11 protein-coding genes are annotated in these 12,787 nt (G+C 69.2%); 8 read left to right on the forward strand and 3 right to left on the reverse strand.

Translation table 11 applies throughout. The features are described 5' to 3' along the window. Nucleotides 1-20: 20 nt before the first annotated feature. A complete protein-coding gene (locus tag AAFO60_RS16060) occupies nt 21-1,001 on the reverse strand; it encodes a quinone oxidoreductase family protein (RefSeq protein ID WP_347957230.1) in 981 nt (326 codons plus the stop codon). Between the two features lie 183 nt (nt 1,002-1,184). Here AAFO60_RS16060 and AAFO60_RS16065 point away from each other — a divergent pair, with 183 nt between their 5' ends. Then, entirely contained in the window at nt 1,185-2,180 is a 996-nt protein-coding gene (locus AAFO60_RS16065; protein WP_347957231.1) for an AraC family transcriptional regulator, read from the forward strand. Between the two features lie 29 nt (nt 2,181-2,209). On the opposite strand, the gene AAFO60_RS16070 is transcribed toward AAFO60_RS16065, so the two are convergent. Together AAFO60_RS16070 and AAFO60_RS16075 are read right to left on the reverse strand one after the other, a co-directional pair. Beyond that, nucleotides 2,210-3,829, reverse strand: coding sequence for a porin PorA family protein (locus AAFO60_RS16070; RefSeq protein WP_347957232.1), 1,620 nt, complete (start codon nt 3,827-3,829; stop codon nt 2,210-2,212). 30 nt (nt 3,830-3,859) lie between these two features. Continuing rightward, entirely contained in the window at nt 3,860-5,278 is a 1,419-nt protein-coding gene (locus AAFO60_RS16075; RefSeq protein ID WP_347957233.1) for an ABC1 kinase family protein, read from the reverse strand. Nucleotides 5,279-5,662: 384 nt separating this feature from the next. On the opposite strand from AAFO60_RS16075, the gene nadB reads away from it, so the two are divergent. The 7 genes from nadB (at nt 5,663) to AAFO60_RS16110 (ending at nt 12,695) form a co-directional block, all read left to right on the forward strand. After that, a complete protein-coding gene (gene nadB, locus AAFO60_RS16080) occupies nt 5,663-7,246 on the forward strand; it encodes an L-aspartate oxidase (protein WP_432211721.1) in 1,584 nt (527 codons plus the stop codon). A gap of 140 nt (nt 7,247-7,386) precedes the next feature. Continuing rightward, complete coding sequence (locus AAFO60_RS16085) at nt 7,387-8,901, forward strand: hypothetical protein (protein WP_347957234.1); 1,515 nt, start codon at nt 7,387-7,389, stop codon at nt 8,899-8,901. 153 nt (nt 8,902-9,054) lie between these two features. Beyond that, a complete protein-coding gene (locus tag AAFO60_RS16090) occupies nt 9,055-9,369 on the forward strand; it encodes a metal-sensitive transcriptional regulator (RefSeq protein WP_347957235.1) in 315 nt (104 codons plus the stop codon). Between the two features lie 55 nt (nt 9,370-9,424). Then, nucleotides 9,425-9,631, forward strand: coding sequence for a heavy-metal-associated domain-containing protein (locus AAFO60_RS16095; RefSeq protein WP_347957236.1), 207 nt, complete (start codon nt 9,425-9,427; stop codon nt 9,629-9,631). After that, entirely contained in the window at nt 9,628-9,798 is a 171-nt protein-coding gene (locus tag AAFO60_RS16100; protein WP_347957237.1) for a hypothetical protein, read from the forward strand. The genes AAFO60_RS16095 and AAFO60_RS16100 overlap by 4 nt, the downstream gene beginning before the upstream one ends. After that, nucleotides 9,795-12,053: a heavy metal translocating P-type ATPase gene (locus tag AAFO60_RS16105; protein ID WP_347957238.1), complete on the forward strand. Its 2,259-nt coding sequence runs from the start codon at nt 9,795-9,797 to the stop codon at nt 12,051-12,053. Before AAFO60_RS16100 ends, AAFO60_RS16105 begins: the two co-directional genes overlap by 4 nt. A gap of 153 nt (nt 12,054-12,206) precedes the next feature. Then, nucleotides 12,207-12,695, forward strand: coding sequence for a ferritin (locus AAFO60_RS16110; RefSeq protein WP_424326877.1), 489 nt, complete (start codon nt 12,207-12,209; stop codon nt 12,693-12,695). Nucleotides 12,696-12,787 lie beyond the last annotated feature (92 nt).

Raw genomic sequence — 12,787 nt, forward strand, 5'->3', positions numbered from 1 at the left:
TCTTTCTCTTTCCGTCGGGATCAGGGGAGGAGGATCGATGAGCCGGTGAGGGTTCCGGATTCGAGTTCCTTGTGCGCGCGGGCCGCGTCGGCCAGCGGGTAGGTCTGGTTGACCTCGATCCGGATGCGGCCGGCGGCGATGTGGCCGAAGAGCTCGGCTGCCAGCTCGGCGAGCTCCGCGGGGTCGGCGATGTAGTCGGCCAGCCCCGGGCGGGTGACGAACAGGGAGCCCTTGATGGCGAGCTGCATCGGATCGATCGGCGGGATCGGGCCGGACGAAGTGCCGAAGCACACCAGCAGTCCGCGGCGGGCGAGGCTGTTCAGCGAGGCGTCGACGGTGGCGGCGCCGATGCTGTCGAGCACGACGGGAACCCCGCGGCCGTCGGTGAGTTCACGGACCCGCTCGGCGGTGTCCTCGCTGCGGTAGTAGATGACGTGGTCGACGCCGTGCGCCTTCGCGACCGCCGCCTTCTCCGGGGTGGACACGGTGCCGATCACGGTGAGGCCGAGCAGTTTGGCCCACTGCGCGACGATCAGCCCGACCCCGCCGGCCGCGGCATGCAGCAGGATGGTGTCCCCTTCCCGGTACGGGTAGATGCGGCGCATCAGGTAGGAGGCGGTGAGACCTCGCATCGTGCACGCGGCGGCGGTCTCGAACGAGATCTCGTCGGGCAGCGTGATGAGGTGTCGGGCCGGCAGGACTAAGTCGGTGCTGTACGCCCCGAGCGGTGAGCCGGTGTAGGTGTAGGTCACCCGATCGCCGGGGACGAAGTCGTCGACGCCGTCGCCGACCGCGGTGACGACACCGGACGCCTCGACTCCCATTCCGTTGGGCAGCGGCACCGGGTACAGGCCGGTGCGGTAATACGTGTCGGCGAAGTTGAGGCCGACCGCTTGGTGCCGGACCCGGACCTCGCCGGCGGCGGGCGCGCCCACCTCGACGGTCTCCAGTTTCAGGACCTCGGGTCCGCCGGTCTCGTGGAAGCGGATTGCTTCGGCCATCAGTTCTCTCGCCTTCTCGCAGTCGCCCGACTCGGTCGATCGGGTGTGATGCGGATGACACTATGGCGGCGAGCTGCAGAAAAGTTATCCTGACGGGACAGAATTCTATTCAATACGGGACATTGATATGAGACATGCCACGCGGAGTGAAGTACATGATGTGGATCACGTGAGAAGGCGGGCATGAAACCGCTGGCCAGGTATGCCTCGCTCGCCAATTACGCCGATCTGACTCGCAGCCTGGGCGGCGATCCGGTGTCGCTGATGCGCGACGTCGGTCTCGACCCGGCCGGGATCGCGGTGCAGGACCGGTGGGTCCCGGCCGGTCAGATCTGTGAGCTGCTGGAACTCACCGCCGCGGCGGTCGAGTGCGACGACTTCGGGCTGCGCCTGGCAGAGCAACGTCGGCTCTCGAATCTCGGTCCGCTCAGCCTCGTCCTGCGAGAGGAGCCGGACGTCCGCAGCGCGCTGGACATGCTGATCCGGCACCAGCGGATGTACAACGAGGCCGTCGACACCCGCGTCCAGATCGTCGACGGTGTCGCGACCGTCCGCGTCGCGATCAAGCTGGAACGACTGACCGCCGACCGGCAGTCAGTCGACCTCGCCACCGGCGTGGTGTTCGGTTTCCTCCGAAGCCTCATCGGCTCGACCTGGACCCCGATAGCCGTGTCCAGTGCACACCCGGCCCCCGCCGACCTGACCGCGGCGGTCCGTCTGTTCGGCGGCACCGCCCGATACGATCGGGACTTCGACGGCGTGGTCCTTCATGAAGCGGATCTGGAGCGGCCGAACATCGCCGCCGACGCGCAGCTGCGCAGCTACGCCCGGAGCCTCATCAGCGTCTCGTCGCCCACCGAACGGTCGGCGGTCGAACGCACCCGCGAACTGATCGAGATGCTGTTGCCGACCGGGCGTTGCTCCGCAGATCAGGTTGCGCGAAGCCTGGGAGTCGACAGGCGCACGGTGCATCGTCACCTCGCCGCCGAGGGGTCCTCGTTCTCCCGCGAAGTGGATCAGGTGAGGACCGAACTGGCCCGCCACCTCGTTGCCGGCCGTCGGTATCAGATCGCTGAAGTCGGACGAATGCTCGGCTTCGAGACCGCCGGCAACTTCTCCCGCTGGTTCCGGAGCAGGTTCGGTGCCAGCCCGAGGGAGTTCCGCAAGCGGAACTCATGATCGCAGGCGTGGCCCAGTGCTCGCCGTGCCTACCGCTCGTGTCGGCCGGGAAGATCGTCGTCGCCTGGTTGCGGGGCGTGTCGCTGCACGTCGGGCATGGGGCGCGTCGGATCGGCGAACGGATACGGCTGCCCCGGTCGGGCGTCGCCCGGCATCGGGGAGAAGCCGTCGGCGGGCGCGCGGAAGGCCTCGGTGTCGGTGACGTCGGCCGGGCTCGCCGCTTCCTGCGACCAGGCGTACGACGACGGCAGGATCTCGGTCTGCGCCGTCTCATCGACCGATGAGAACTCGGCAGGCGGCAGGTCGTCGGGCCGATACGTCGGGATCGCGCGCGTGGCCGAATCGTCGGGCTGGACCGACTGCGGACCCGGCTCCGGTTCGGTGTACGCCGGGTAGGCGGGCGGTGCGGTGGGGAGCACCGTCGTCTGCTCATCGGGGGTGGCAGCGGTGCCTGCACCGTCGTCGTCGGGCGAGAGCTCGTCGACGGGGACCTCGCCCGAGGGATCGGAGCCGCGGCGTCGGCCCAGCCAGAGCAGCGCGGCCCACGCCAGCAGGAGCAGCACCCCGACGACACCGAGGATGATCGGCGCGATCGTGCCGCCCCACCGGAGCTGGTTCATATAGCCCTTGGCGCGATCGGCCTGGTGGGCGACGGTCTCCTGGCTCCACTCGAACCGGCCCTTGAGCGCGTCCATGCGGAAGTCGCGGATGGCGCGCGGGTTCTCGGCGCTGTCGTCGGGCGACTTGAAGTACTGTTCCTGGTCCTCCATGCCGTAGAGGATGGTGCCGGTCTGCGGCTCGACGTACACGTGGCGGGTGGCCTGGCCGTACCGGTGCATCGTGACGATGTCGTTGGCCTTCACGCCCTTGCCCTTGATGCCCCACCACTTGGCGGGCATGTTCAGGATCGTGCCCAGTGGGGCTTCGCCGGCCGGGTTCGGCAGGTTCGACAGGTCCGTCTCGGGGACGTCGGCGACGAAGTGGTAGGTCTTGACGCCGTCGATCGTCTTCTCCTCGACGAACTTGGCGATCGCATCCTGGCGGGTGTTGGTGTCGTAGTAGTAATAGTCGCGCTTCTGAACGTCGAAGCCGAACTTGTACTGGAATCCCTTGCGGTCGTCCAGGCGCACGGAGGCCTCGTCGACGTTGCCGCCCTCGGGGACGGCCTCGAGCTGCAGGGAGCTGACGACACCGTTCGGCACCGACGTCTGCCGGTTCACCGAGACGCGGTCGACGGTCGCCGTCAGCAGGGCGTCGTCGCACTTGCGGTCGGCGTTGCTCGAAGCCATCGTCAGGTCGCGTTCCTTGCCCGCCGCATCACGGATGCGGTCGACCTGGACGGTCTGTCCGGACTGGAGGGTGGCCTGATTCGCGTCGGACGGATCGACGATCACCGAGCGACGCTGCTGCGTCAGGTGAGCGCTGAACTGCGCGGCCTTCGGCTTGGTGACCGAGCAGCGGTCGAAGATGACGGCCGGGAAGCGGTCGCCGGCCTGCCCGTCGGCGGGGACGCTCGTCGCGACCGAGGTGATGTCGAGGTCGAGCGGAACCACCCGCAGCTTCGGCACCAGATACGTCGGGATGGCGATGGCCGCGGCGATGCACGCGATGCCGAGGAGGGCGGGCAGTGCCAGTGCGACGCGTTTCATATCCTTCTCGTCTCCTATGTTGGTCGGTCGCTACGGTCGGCTCGTCATGGTGCTCGGGCCTGCGCCGGGCTTGCGCTCGGTGCCGCGGGCACGGCGGTCGCGTTCGGCTTCCTTCATGATCCCGGCCATGTATCCGTAGATCTCACGATCGGAGATCGCCTTCCATCGCGGTGCCAGCAGCTTCACGTATTTCTCTACATACAACAGTTGTTTGCCGACGAGCACCAACTCCCGCGGCAGCCGCGCGTCGTGGGCCTTGGCGACGGCCGCGAGCTGTCGGCCCAGGTCGGTGTACGACATCGAGGCCATCTCGGTGGTCGACAGCGGTGCGGTGACCTTCTTCAGATCTGCGGCGCCGTCGGCGGTCGAGCCGGGGTTGTGCACGGCTCCGAGCAGGAAGATCGCGCGCCCGGCCGAGTCGTAGTCCTGCTTCACGATCAGATCGACGACCAACTGGCGCAGGATCCGCCGGGTGCGGGCGTCGAAGCGTCCGACGATGCCGAAGTCGAGCATCACCAGCTTGCCGTCGGCGTCGACGAGGACGTTGCCCGCGTGCAGGTCGCCGTGGAAGAGACCCCCGTGAAAAGCCGAATCAAGCAGTGACAGAAGGAGATTGCGACACAGCGCCACTCCGTCGTGGCCTGCGGCCCGAACGGCGCGGGCATCGTCGATGCGGGTGGCGAAAATGCGTTCCATGGTCAGTACTCGGGCCGTGGTCAGGTCGTCGTGGACGCGGGGTACGCGCACGCGGTCGCCGAAGGGCCCCTGCTGCAGGCAGTCGAACCACTCCGCCATGGTCGCGGCCTCGTTGCGGAAGTCGAGTTCGGAGTCGAGGCCGTCGGCGAAGTCCGCCACCACGTGCCGGGCGCTGAGCATCCGGCCGTACTCCGACACCTCTAGGAGTCCGGCGAGCCGTTCGAGAATCGCCACGTCGGGCGCGAGACGATCGGCGATGCCGGGCCGCTGGATCTTGACGACCACCTCTTCTCCCGAGGCGAGCGTGGCGGTGTGGACCTGCGCGACCGACGCCGAGGCGATCGGCGTCATGTCGAACGTGGCGAAGACCTCTTCCGGCTCCGCGCCCAACTCGTCGACGAAGACCTTCCGGACGGCGGCGGGGTCGGCCGGTCTGACTTGATCGAGCAGCGTCTCGAACTCGGCGGCCATGACGTCGCCGAAGACGCCCGGGCTCGATGCGATCAGTTGTCCGAGTTTGACGTAGGTGGGGCCGAGCCGCTCGAAAGTGCAGCGCACCTCGTGCGCGACCGCTGCGGTGTCGGGGCGACGTCCGCGGGCCAGACCGGTGACCGCTCCGAGGGCCAACCGGCCGACGCCGAGCGTCGCCTGCCCGGTGGTGGTGGCGAGCCGGGTGACCTCGGCGACGGCGGAGACACGTGGAAGGCGGTGTCGGCCTTCCGCGCTCGCGTCGTCGGGGGTGGTCGTGGCCATTCGCCGATTGTAAGCGAGCCGACGGCCTTTCGGCGGTCGGGTGATCGGGTGCGAGTGCGTTTCGGGACGGGGCGGCGAGTGTGTGGTGCGGGGTCTCGATACGCTCGCTCACTTCGTTCGCGGGCTACCCGACCAGCCTGGCGGGTGTGCCCCCAGGTTGGTCGAGTAGCGACCGGAGCGAAGCGGAGGCCGTGTATCGAGGCCTTGTGAGCTCGGGTCTCGATACGCTCGCTCACTTCGTTCGCGGGCTACTCGACCAGCCTGACGGGGCGCTGATGTCGTACGCGAGGCGACGGGGGCGCTGACTTCGTGCCCTGGGGGAGGTGCCGCGAGTACACTCGGACGCAGTTTTCGACCGGTGGTCGATAACCCGGAGGAGTAGTCATGAGCGAACAGGTCCGGACCGATCTGGTGGTGGTGGGCGCGGGGATCGCGGGGCTGACCGCGGCACTGGCCGCGGCTGGTCGCGGATTGTCGGTGACCGTGCTGACGAAAGGGCAGGCGGGGGCGCGGGCCGGGTCCGAGCAGTCGACCTCGACCTTCTACGCCCAGGGCGGGATCGCCGTCGTAGACCCCGACGACGGCATCGACTCGGTGCCGCTGCACCTGGCCGACACCGTCGCCGCCGGCGCTGGACTCACCGACGCCGGCGCATCCGAACCGATCCTGGCCGACGGCTGGGACGCGGTCACCCAGTTGGTCGGTTGGGGAGCGGGGTTCGATGCCGATGCGAGCGGACGATTCCTGCGCACCAGAGAGGGCGGGCACAGCGTGCGCCGCATCATCCACGCCGGCGGCGACGCGACCGGCGCGCGGGTGCAGCGGGCACTGGTCGAGGCGGTCGCCGGGTCGGCGATCGAGGTGATCGACCACGCGTGCGTCACCCAGATCCTGACCGCCGACGGTCGGGCGGTCGGCCTGGAGTACCTCGGCGACGGCGGTCGGCGGGTGGTCCACGCGTCTGCGGTGCTCCTGGCGGCCGGCGGCATGGGGCACATGTACTCGGCGACCACCAACCCGGCGGGAGCCACCGGCGACGGCATCGCGCTGGCCCTGCGGGCGGGCGCGCACGTCGCCGACCTGGAGTTCATCCAGTTCCACCCGACGATGCTGTACGTACCGGGCGCCCGCGGACGACGCACCCTGGTCAGTGAGGCGGTGCGCGGCGAGGGCGGCGTCCTCGTGGACGCCGAGGGGGCCTCCGTGACCGCCGGGGTGCATCCGATGGGCGATCTGGCGCCGCGAGATGTGGTGGCCCGCGCGGTCACCGAGGCGATGCGACGCACCGGGCGTCCGCACGTGTGGCTCGACCTGTCGGCGATCGACGACTTCGCCGCGCGGTTCCCGACAGTCACCGCGGGCGTCCGCGCGTCCGGTCTGGAGATCGTCGACGATCGGCTGCCGGTGGTTCCCGGCGCCCACTACCTCTGCGGCGGCGTCGTCACCGACAGCGGCGGTCGGACGAGCGTCCCCGGCCTGCTCGCGGCGGGCGAGGTCGCCCGCACCGGACTGCACGGTGCCAACCGGCTGGCCTCCAACAGCCTCCTGGAAGGACTGGTCATGGGGCGCGCGGCGGCACAGACCGCGATCGAGCTGGCGGCGCAGCCCCCGGCGACCGGCGACCTGCCGGACCTGATCGCGGCGCCCGCATGCGATCGCACCGAGTTGCAGGACGCGATGTCGGCGCTGGTCGCCTTGGATCGCAGCGCCGACGGCCTGGCCTCGGTCGCAGCGCTCCTCGACGCGGCACCGTTGCGCGTGCAGCGGTCGGTGGCAGACATCGAGGACGCGAATCTGACCCTGGCCGCTCGTGCAGTGGTGGCGGCCGCGACCGCGCGCGAGGAGTCCCGCGGCTGCCATCACCGCTCCGACTTCCCCGGTTCCGACGCGACTGCGGCGTCGCGGCTGTTCCGACTCGTCGACGATTCGGTCGCGGCGGTGTCCGACTCGGGTCTGGTGCGCGCCTGATGCTTCGCCGACGGCGTGCCACGCCTATGGCCACTGTCGGAGGTGCTCCGTAGACTCGTCGGAGAACGGCGCCTGAAGCGCTCACGGATTGACGACGGTGGACGTGGGTAGGCGCTCGGCAACGGGAAGGTGATGTGCACATGCACGGTGGTGGTTGCTGGTCGTCGGTCGTCGCCGCCCCGAACGAACGTGCTGCACTGGCACTGACGCCCGAACACGAGTGGCTGGTGGGTTGTGTCCTGCAAGAGGGGCACAGCGGGTCCCATGCCTCCGACGGTGCGCAACCGCATAACGGCCGTCGCCGGTGGTTGCTGTGGGGCGACTACGCGCGCGGTGCACAGAACCTGACCGACGAGGCGCCGTGCCCGATGCAGGCACTCGACGGCGCACCCTGCCTGTACTTCGCCGGGCACGGAGGTCCGCATCGGTATGCGGCGCCGGTGGGGCGGGATTTCCCCGAACCGCCGCCGCGAAGGACTGGATCCGTGCCGGATTCCCCCTCCCCGGAGGAGTCGCTCGCGGCGCCTCCGGCCGCACCGGGCGGGCTCGTCTCGCAGGCCCCTGACGCCGCCCGACCGCCGGCACTCGAGGCTCCGGCACTCGTGACGCCTGCACCTGAGACGCCCGCATCTGAGTCCTCTGCACCTGAGACCCCTGCACCTGAGACGCCTGTGCCCGAGGTCCTGGCTCTCGAGGCTCCCGCCTCCCAGGCTCCCGCACCCGAGACTCCCGCACTCGAAGCCCAGATCACCGAAGCCCAGACCGTCGAAGCCCAGACCGTCGAGCCCCAGACCGTCGAGCCCGAGGCGGTCGAGGCTCCGGTCCCCGAGTGGGCACGGCGAGCCGGATTCGATCGGCCTGCGCCGTCGCGGCCGTCGGATGCCGAGCCGGAACCCGCCCGGACGCCCGCGGACGCGCCGGCTGCCGAGGACGATGAGTTCAACGTCGGCGCGTTCAACGTCAGCGCGCTCGACGACCTGTTCGCCGAGATGCCGAGTTTGAAGGGGCTGCCGCAGACCGACCTGCTGCTCTTCCCGGAGAACAGCTTCCATCCCGAGCCGCCCGCCTGGCCGACCTCGCGCGGAGCCTACGTCGGCGAACACCACGCGCCGCTGCCGGTGGCGCCCCAGTCGGTGGTGTCCGGCCCGGCACGGTTCGAGCCGGCCGGCGACGTGATCGACGTGGAGCCGGACGACGTCGATCACGTCGGGCGGCACGTCGCCTCGTCCGAATCGTCATCCGCACCCGACGAGGCGGAGGCATGGCGTCGTCGCAGCGCAGAGTCGGCCGACGGCCCGTCGGGCGAGCCGTCGTCACCGCGCCCGCGGCGCAGACACCGTGCCGATGACGTCGACGACGTCGATGAGAGCGCGGGCGGGCTGGTCGAGGTGCGTGCCGGCGCGACGACGGTGCTGACGACCCCGATGGTCGAGGTCATCTCCTCGAACTGGGATCCCGTCCGGATGGGGGTGCCGACCGCGCGGCGGGCGTTGCCGAGCACCGCCGACATCGTCTCGCTCACCGCGGTGGTCGAGGATGCGGCCGCCCAGTTGCAGTCCCTGCCGGAACTCACGGAGGACGGCGAGGTCTCGGCGGCGCTCAACGACGTCGCGGTGTCGTTGAAACGGCTGGCCAGGGCGCTGAAGCCCCACTGACCGCCCGCTTGCGCCATTCGGCCACGGCTCGGGCCTGACGTGTCATTGAACACTCCCCGAGCCGCTATCGATACCCATAGGGGGTAGACGTAATGGCAAAATGGGTGTAGAACTGTTGTCAGATACCCAATAGGGGTATTGAAAGGAGCTGGGATGACTGCCGACGAGACGTCGACCGCACACGCCGGTCACGGGTACCTGCCGGAGAAGGACAAGTTCATCCGGCGCTTGAAGCTGATCGAAGGTCAGGCTCGAGGTCTGCAGCGGATGGTCGACGAAGAGGTCTACTGCATCGACATCCTCACGCAGGTGTCGGCGATGACGAAGGCTCTCGAGTCGGTCGCGCTGGGACTGCTGCACGACCACATGAACCACTGCGTCGTGGAAGCCGCGCGTGAGAGCGACGACGCCGCGGCGGCCAAGGTCGATGAGGCCATGAAGGCCATCACTCGACTCGTCAAGTCCTGATCGACATCTGCATCAGCGTCATCCCCGCAATCGACAACAGAGGAGTTCGACAATCATGAGCGAGATCACCACCATCACCGTCACCGGCATGACCTGCGGCCACTGCGCAGCCTCGGTGCGCGAGGAGATCTCCGAGATCGCAGGCGTCGAGAAGGTCGACGTCGACGTCGCCAGCGGCCGCGTCGACATCACCAGCCGGGAGCCCCTCGATTCGGCCGTCGTCGGCGCTGCAGTCGCCGAGGCCGGCTACCGGGTCCAGTGACCGCCGCAGCCGGGTCCGGCGTGCGGATCGCCGCATTCGCCGCCGGGCTCGCGGTGGTCTTCGGTGCGATGTTCGGCATCGGCCGGGCCGTCGGCCCGTGGGACGTCGATCCGCAGCCTGCCCACGGCACCGTCATGGAACACGATCAGGAAGGAATGAACCGATGACTCAGTCGATAGTCGCCGAGCGCGAGCTCGACCTCGAGTTGATCGGCATGACCTGCGCCTCGTGCGCCAACCGGATCGAGCGCAAGCTGAACAAGCTCGACGGGGTCACCGCAACCGTCAACTACGCCACCGAGCAGGCGCACGTCGAGTACTCGGCCGACACCACGCCGGAAGATCTGATCGGTGCGGTCCGGGCGGCCGGCTACGACGCATCGCCGGTGACGCCGCCGACCGGGACGGCGGCCGACGACGACGCCGCCGAAGCCGCGCCTTCACGAGCCGAAACCGAGCTCGCGGCGCTGCGGCAGCGATTGATCGTCTCCGCGGTGCTGTCCCTGCCGGTCATCGTCCTGGCAATGGTGCCGTCCTGGCAGTTCACCAACTGGCAGTGGTTGTCGCTGACGCTGGCCGCTCCGGTCATCGTGTGGGGTGCGCTCCCGTTCCACCGCGCGGCGCTGGCCGGTGCCCGGCACGGCACGACCACGATGGACACGCTCGTCTCGGTCGGCACGCTCGCCGCCTTCGGCTGGTCGATCTACGCGTTGTTCTGGGGCACGGCCGGCATCCCCGGCATGACCCACGGCTTCGACCTCATCGCCTCGCGCGGTGACGGCTCCTCGCACATCTACCTGGAGGCCGCCGCGGGGGTGACCACCTTCCTGCTGGCGGGCCGCTACTTCGAGAAGCGGTCCAAACTGCGTGCCGGCGACGCGCTGCGAGCGCTCGCCGAGGTCGGCGCCAAGGACGTCACCGTGCTGCGCGACGGCCGCGAGGTCACCGTCCCGATCGCCGAACTGACCGTGGGGCAGCGTTTCGTCGTTCGACCGGGCGAGAAGGTCGCGACGGACGGCCGCGTGGTCGCGGGCGCCTCGGCGGTCGACCAGTCGATGCTCACCGGCGAATCGATGACGGTCGAGGTCGCGGTGGGCGACGTCGTCGTCGGCGGCACCGTCAACGCACACGGCCGGCTGGAGGTGGAGGCATCGGCGGTCGGCGCCGACACCGCGTTGGCGCACATGGCGAAGATGGTCGCCGACGCGCAAGCGGGGAAGGCCCAGGTCCAGCGCCTGGCTGACCGGATCTCCGCCTACTTCGTCCCCGTGGTGATCGCGATCGCCGCCGGCGTCCTGGGCTTCTGGCTCGGGGTGGGCGGCGGGGCCTCGCTGGCCCTGACCGCCGCGGTGTCGGTGCTGGTGATCGCGTGCCCGTGCGCGCTGGGACTGGCGACGCCGACCGCGCTGATGGTGGGCACCGGTCGCGGCGCCCAACTCGGCATCCTGCTGAAGGGACCCGAGGTGCTCGAGTCCACGCGGCGAGTCGACACCGTCGCGCTCGACAAGACCGGAACGGTCACGACCGGCGAGATGACGGTCGCGGAGATCATCCCCGCCGACGGCGTCGACGAGGCCGATCTGTTGGCACGTGCGGCTGCGGTCGAGGCGAACTCGGAGCATCCCATCGGTCGAGCCGTGGTGGCTCATGCGGCCGACCTCGGGCTGGCACTGCCCGAGACCGCCGAGTTCCGCAACCTGGCGGGCGCCGGTGTCACCGCGTTCATCGATGGACTGCGGGTGAGCGTCACCGGACCGCGCGATGTGCCGGTGCCCTTGGACGACCGGATGCGCGCGGCGATCGCGGCCGCCTCCGAGCGCGGGGCGACCCCGGTGGTGGTGACCTATCTCGATGCGGTGGCCGGAGTCGTCGTGGTGGCCGACATCGTGAAGCCGACGTCCGCGGCGGCGATCGCCGAACTGAAGCGGATGGGACTGCGGCCGGTGCTGCTGACCGGTGACAACGCCGGCGCCGCGCGCCATGTGGCCGCGCAGGTGGGAATCGACGAGGTGATCGCCGATGTGACGCCCGACGGCAAGGTCGAGGCGATCAGGCGACTCCAGGAGTCCGGCCGCGTGGTCGCGATGGTCGGCGACGGTGTCAACGACGCCGCGGCCCTGGCCTCGGCCGACCTCGGACTCGCGATGGGCACCGGCACCGACGTGGCGATCGAGGCGGGCGATATGACGCTGGTCAGCGGCGACCTCTGGGCCGTCGTCGACGCGATCGCGTTGTCGCGCAAGACCCTCGCCACGATCAAGGGCAACCTGTTCTGGGCCTTCGCCTACAACGTCGCCGCGCTGCCCTTGGCGGCGGCCGCCCTGCTGAACCCGATGATGGCCGGTCTGGCGATGGCCTTCTCCTCGGTGTTCGTAGTCGCGAACAGTCTGCGGCTGCGGGGTTTCCGCTCTCGCCGGAGCTGAGTCGGGTCTCGGCGAAGACGTCTGTGCGAGTCGTCGCGAATGTATGTTGGTGACCCTTTCCTTGCTGGTCGGGGCGCATTATCCGGCCTAGGGTTGACGTATCGCGACGAAGCCCTCGTCGAGGAATCCATATGCAGGGGAGTGGATATGAAAATGATTGAAGAACTCGAAGTCGAGTTCGGCCGTCAGATCACTCGCGAATTCAGCTCCGCAATGCTGTATCGGCAACTCGCAGTCGACCTGGAACTGCGCGACCTGCCGGGGATGGCGGCCTGGATGCGCAGCCGGTCGACCGAGGAGATCGGTCACGCGGACCGGCTGATCGAGCACCTGACGCATCGTGGCAACCATCCGATCATCGGCGACGTCACGGTGCCGTCGATCAAGGCGGACACCGTGGCGGAGATCTTCGAGATCGCTCTCGACGCGGAGCGGGAGATCTCCGAAGCGATTCGGAACCTGTACCGGCTCGCGCAGGAGCACAACGACATCGATTCGCGTCCGATCATCGACTGGTTCGTCGCCGAACAGATCGAGGAGGAGTCCTCGGTCAGCGAGATCGTCGGGCGCCTGGAACTCGTCGGCGACGACGGGTCCGGTCTGCTGCGGATCGATTCCGAACTCGCCTCCGGCGGCGTCTGAGCGACGACGGGAGCACGAACGACAGGAGTACGGACGAGGGAGGGCGCGCCACCGGAGACGGCGGCGCACCCTCCCTCGTCTCTGCCGTGTCG

Origin of the sequence: Gordonia aichiensis (assembly GCF_039946255.1) — a bacterium.
In the GTDB taxonomy this organism is placed as follows: domain Bacteria; phylum Actinomycetota; class Actinomycetes; order Mycobacteriales; family Mycobacteriaceae; genus Gordonia; species Gordonia aichiensis_A.

Excerpts from the sequence above, each read along its gene's own strand:
- AAFO60_RS16105 (WP_347957238.1), top strand. The coding sequence starts at position 9,795 with ATGACTCAGTCGATAGTCGCCGAGCGCGAGCTCGACCTCGAGTTGATC.
- AAFO60_RS16070 (WP_347957232.1), bottom strand. The coding sequence starts at position 3,829 with ATGAAACGCGTCGCACTGGCACTGCCCGCCCTCCTCGGCATCGCGTGC.
- nadB (WP_432211721.1), top strand. The coding sequence starts at position 5,663 with ATGAGCGAACAGGTCCGGACCGATCTGGTGGTGGTGGGCGCGGGGATC.
- AAFO60_RS16075 (WP_347957233.1), bottom strand. The coding sequence starts at position 5,278 with ATGGCCACGACCACCCCCGACGACGCGAGCGCGGAAGGCCGACACCGC.
- AAFO60_RS16090 (WP_347957235.1), top strand. The coding sequence starts at position 9,055 with ATGACTGCCGACGAGACGTCGACCGCACACGCCGGTCACGGGTACCTG.
- AAFO60_RS16095 (WP_347957236.1), top strand. The coding sequence starts at position 9,425 with ATGAGCGAGATCACCACCATCACCGTCACCGGCATGACCTGCGGCCAC.
- AAFO60_RS16085 (WP_347957234.1), top strand. The coding sequence starts at position 7,387 with ATGCACGGTGGTGGTTGCTGGTCGTCGGTCGTCGCCGCCCCGAACGAA.
- AAFO60_RS16065 (WP_347957231.1), top strand. The coding sequence starts at position 1,185 with ATGAAACCGCTGGCCAGGTATGCCTCGCTCGCCAATTACGCCGATCTG.
- AAFO60_RS16060 (WP_347957230.1), bottom strand. The coding sequence starts at position 1,001 with ATGGCCGAAGCAATCCGCTTCCACGAGACCGGCGGACCCGAGGTCCTG.
- AAFO60_RS16110 (WP_424326877.1), top strand. The coding sequence starts at position 12,207 with ATGATTGAAGAACTCGAAGTCGAGTTCGGCCGTCAGATCACTCGCGAA.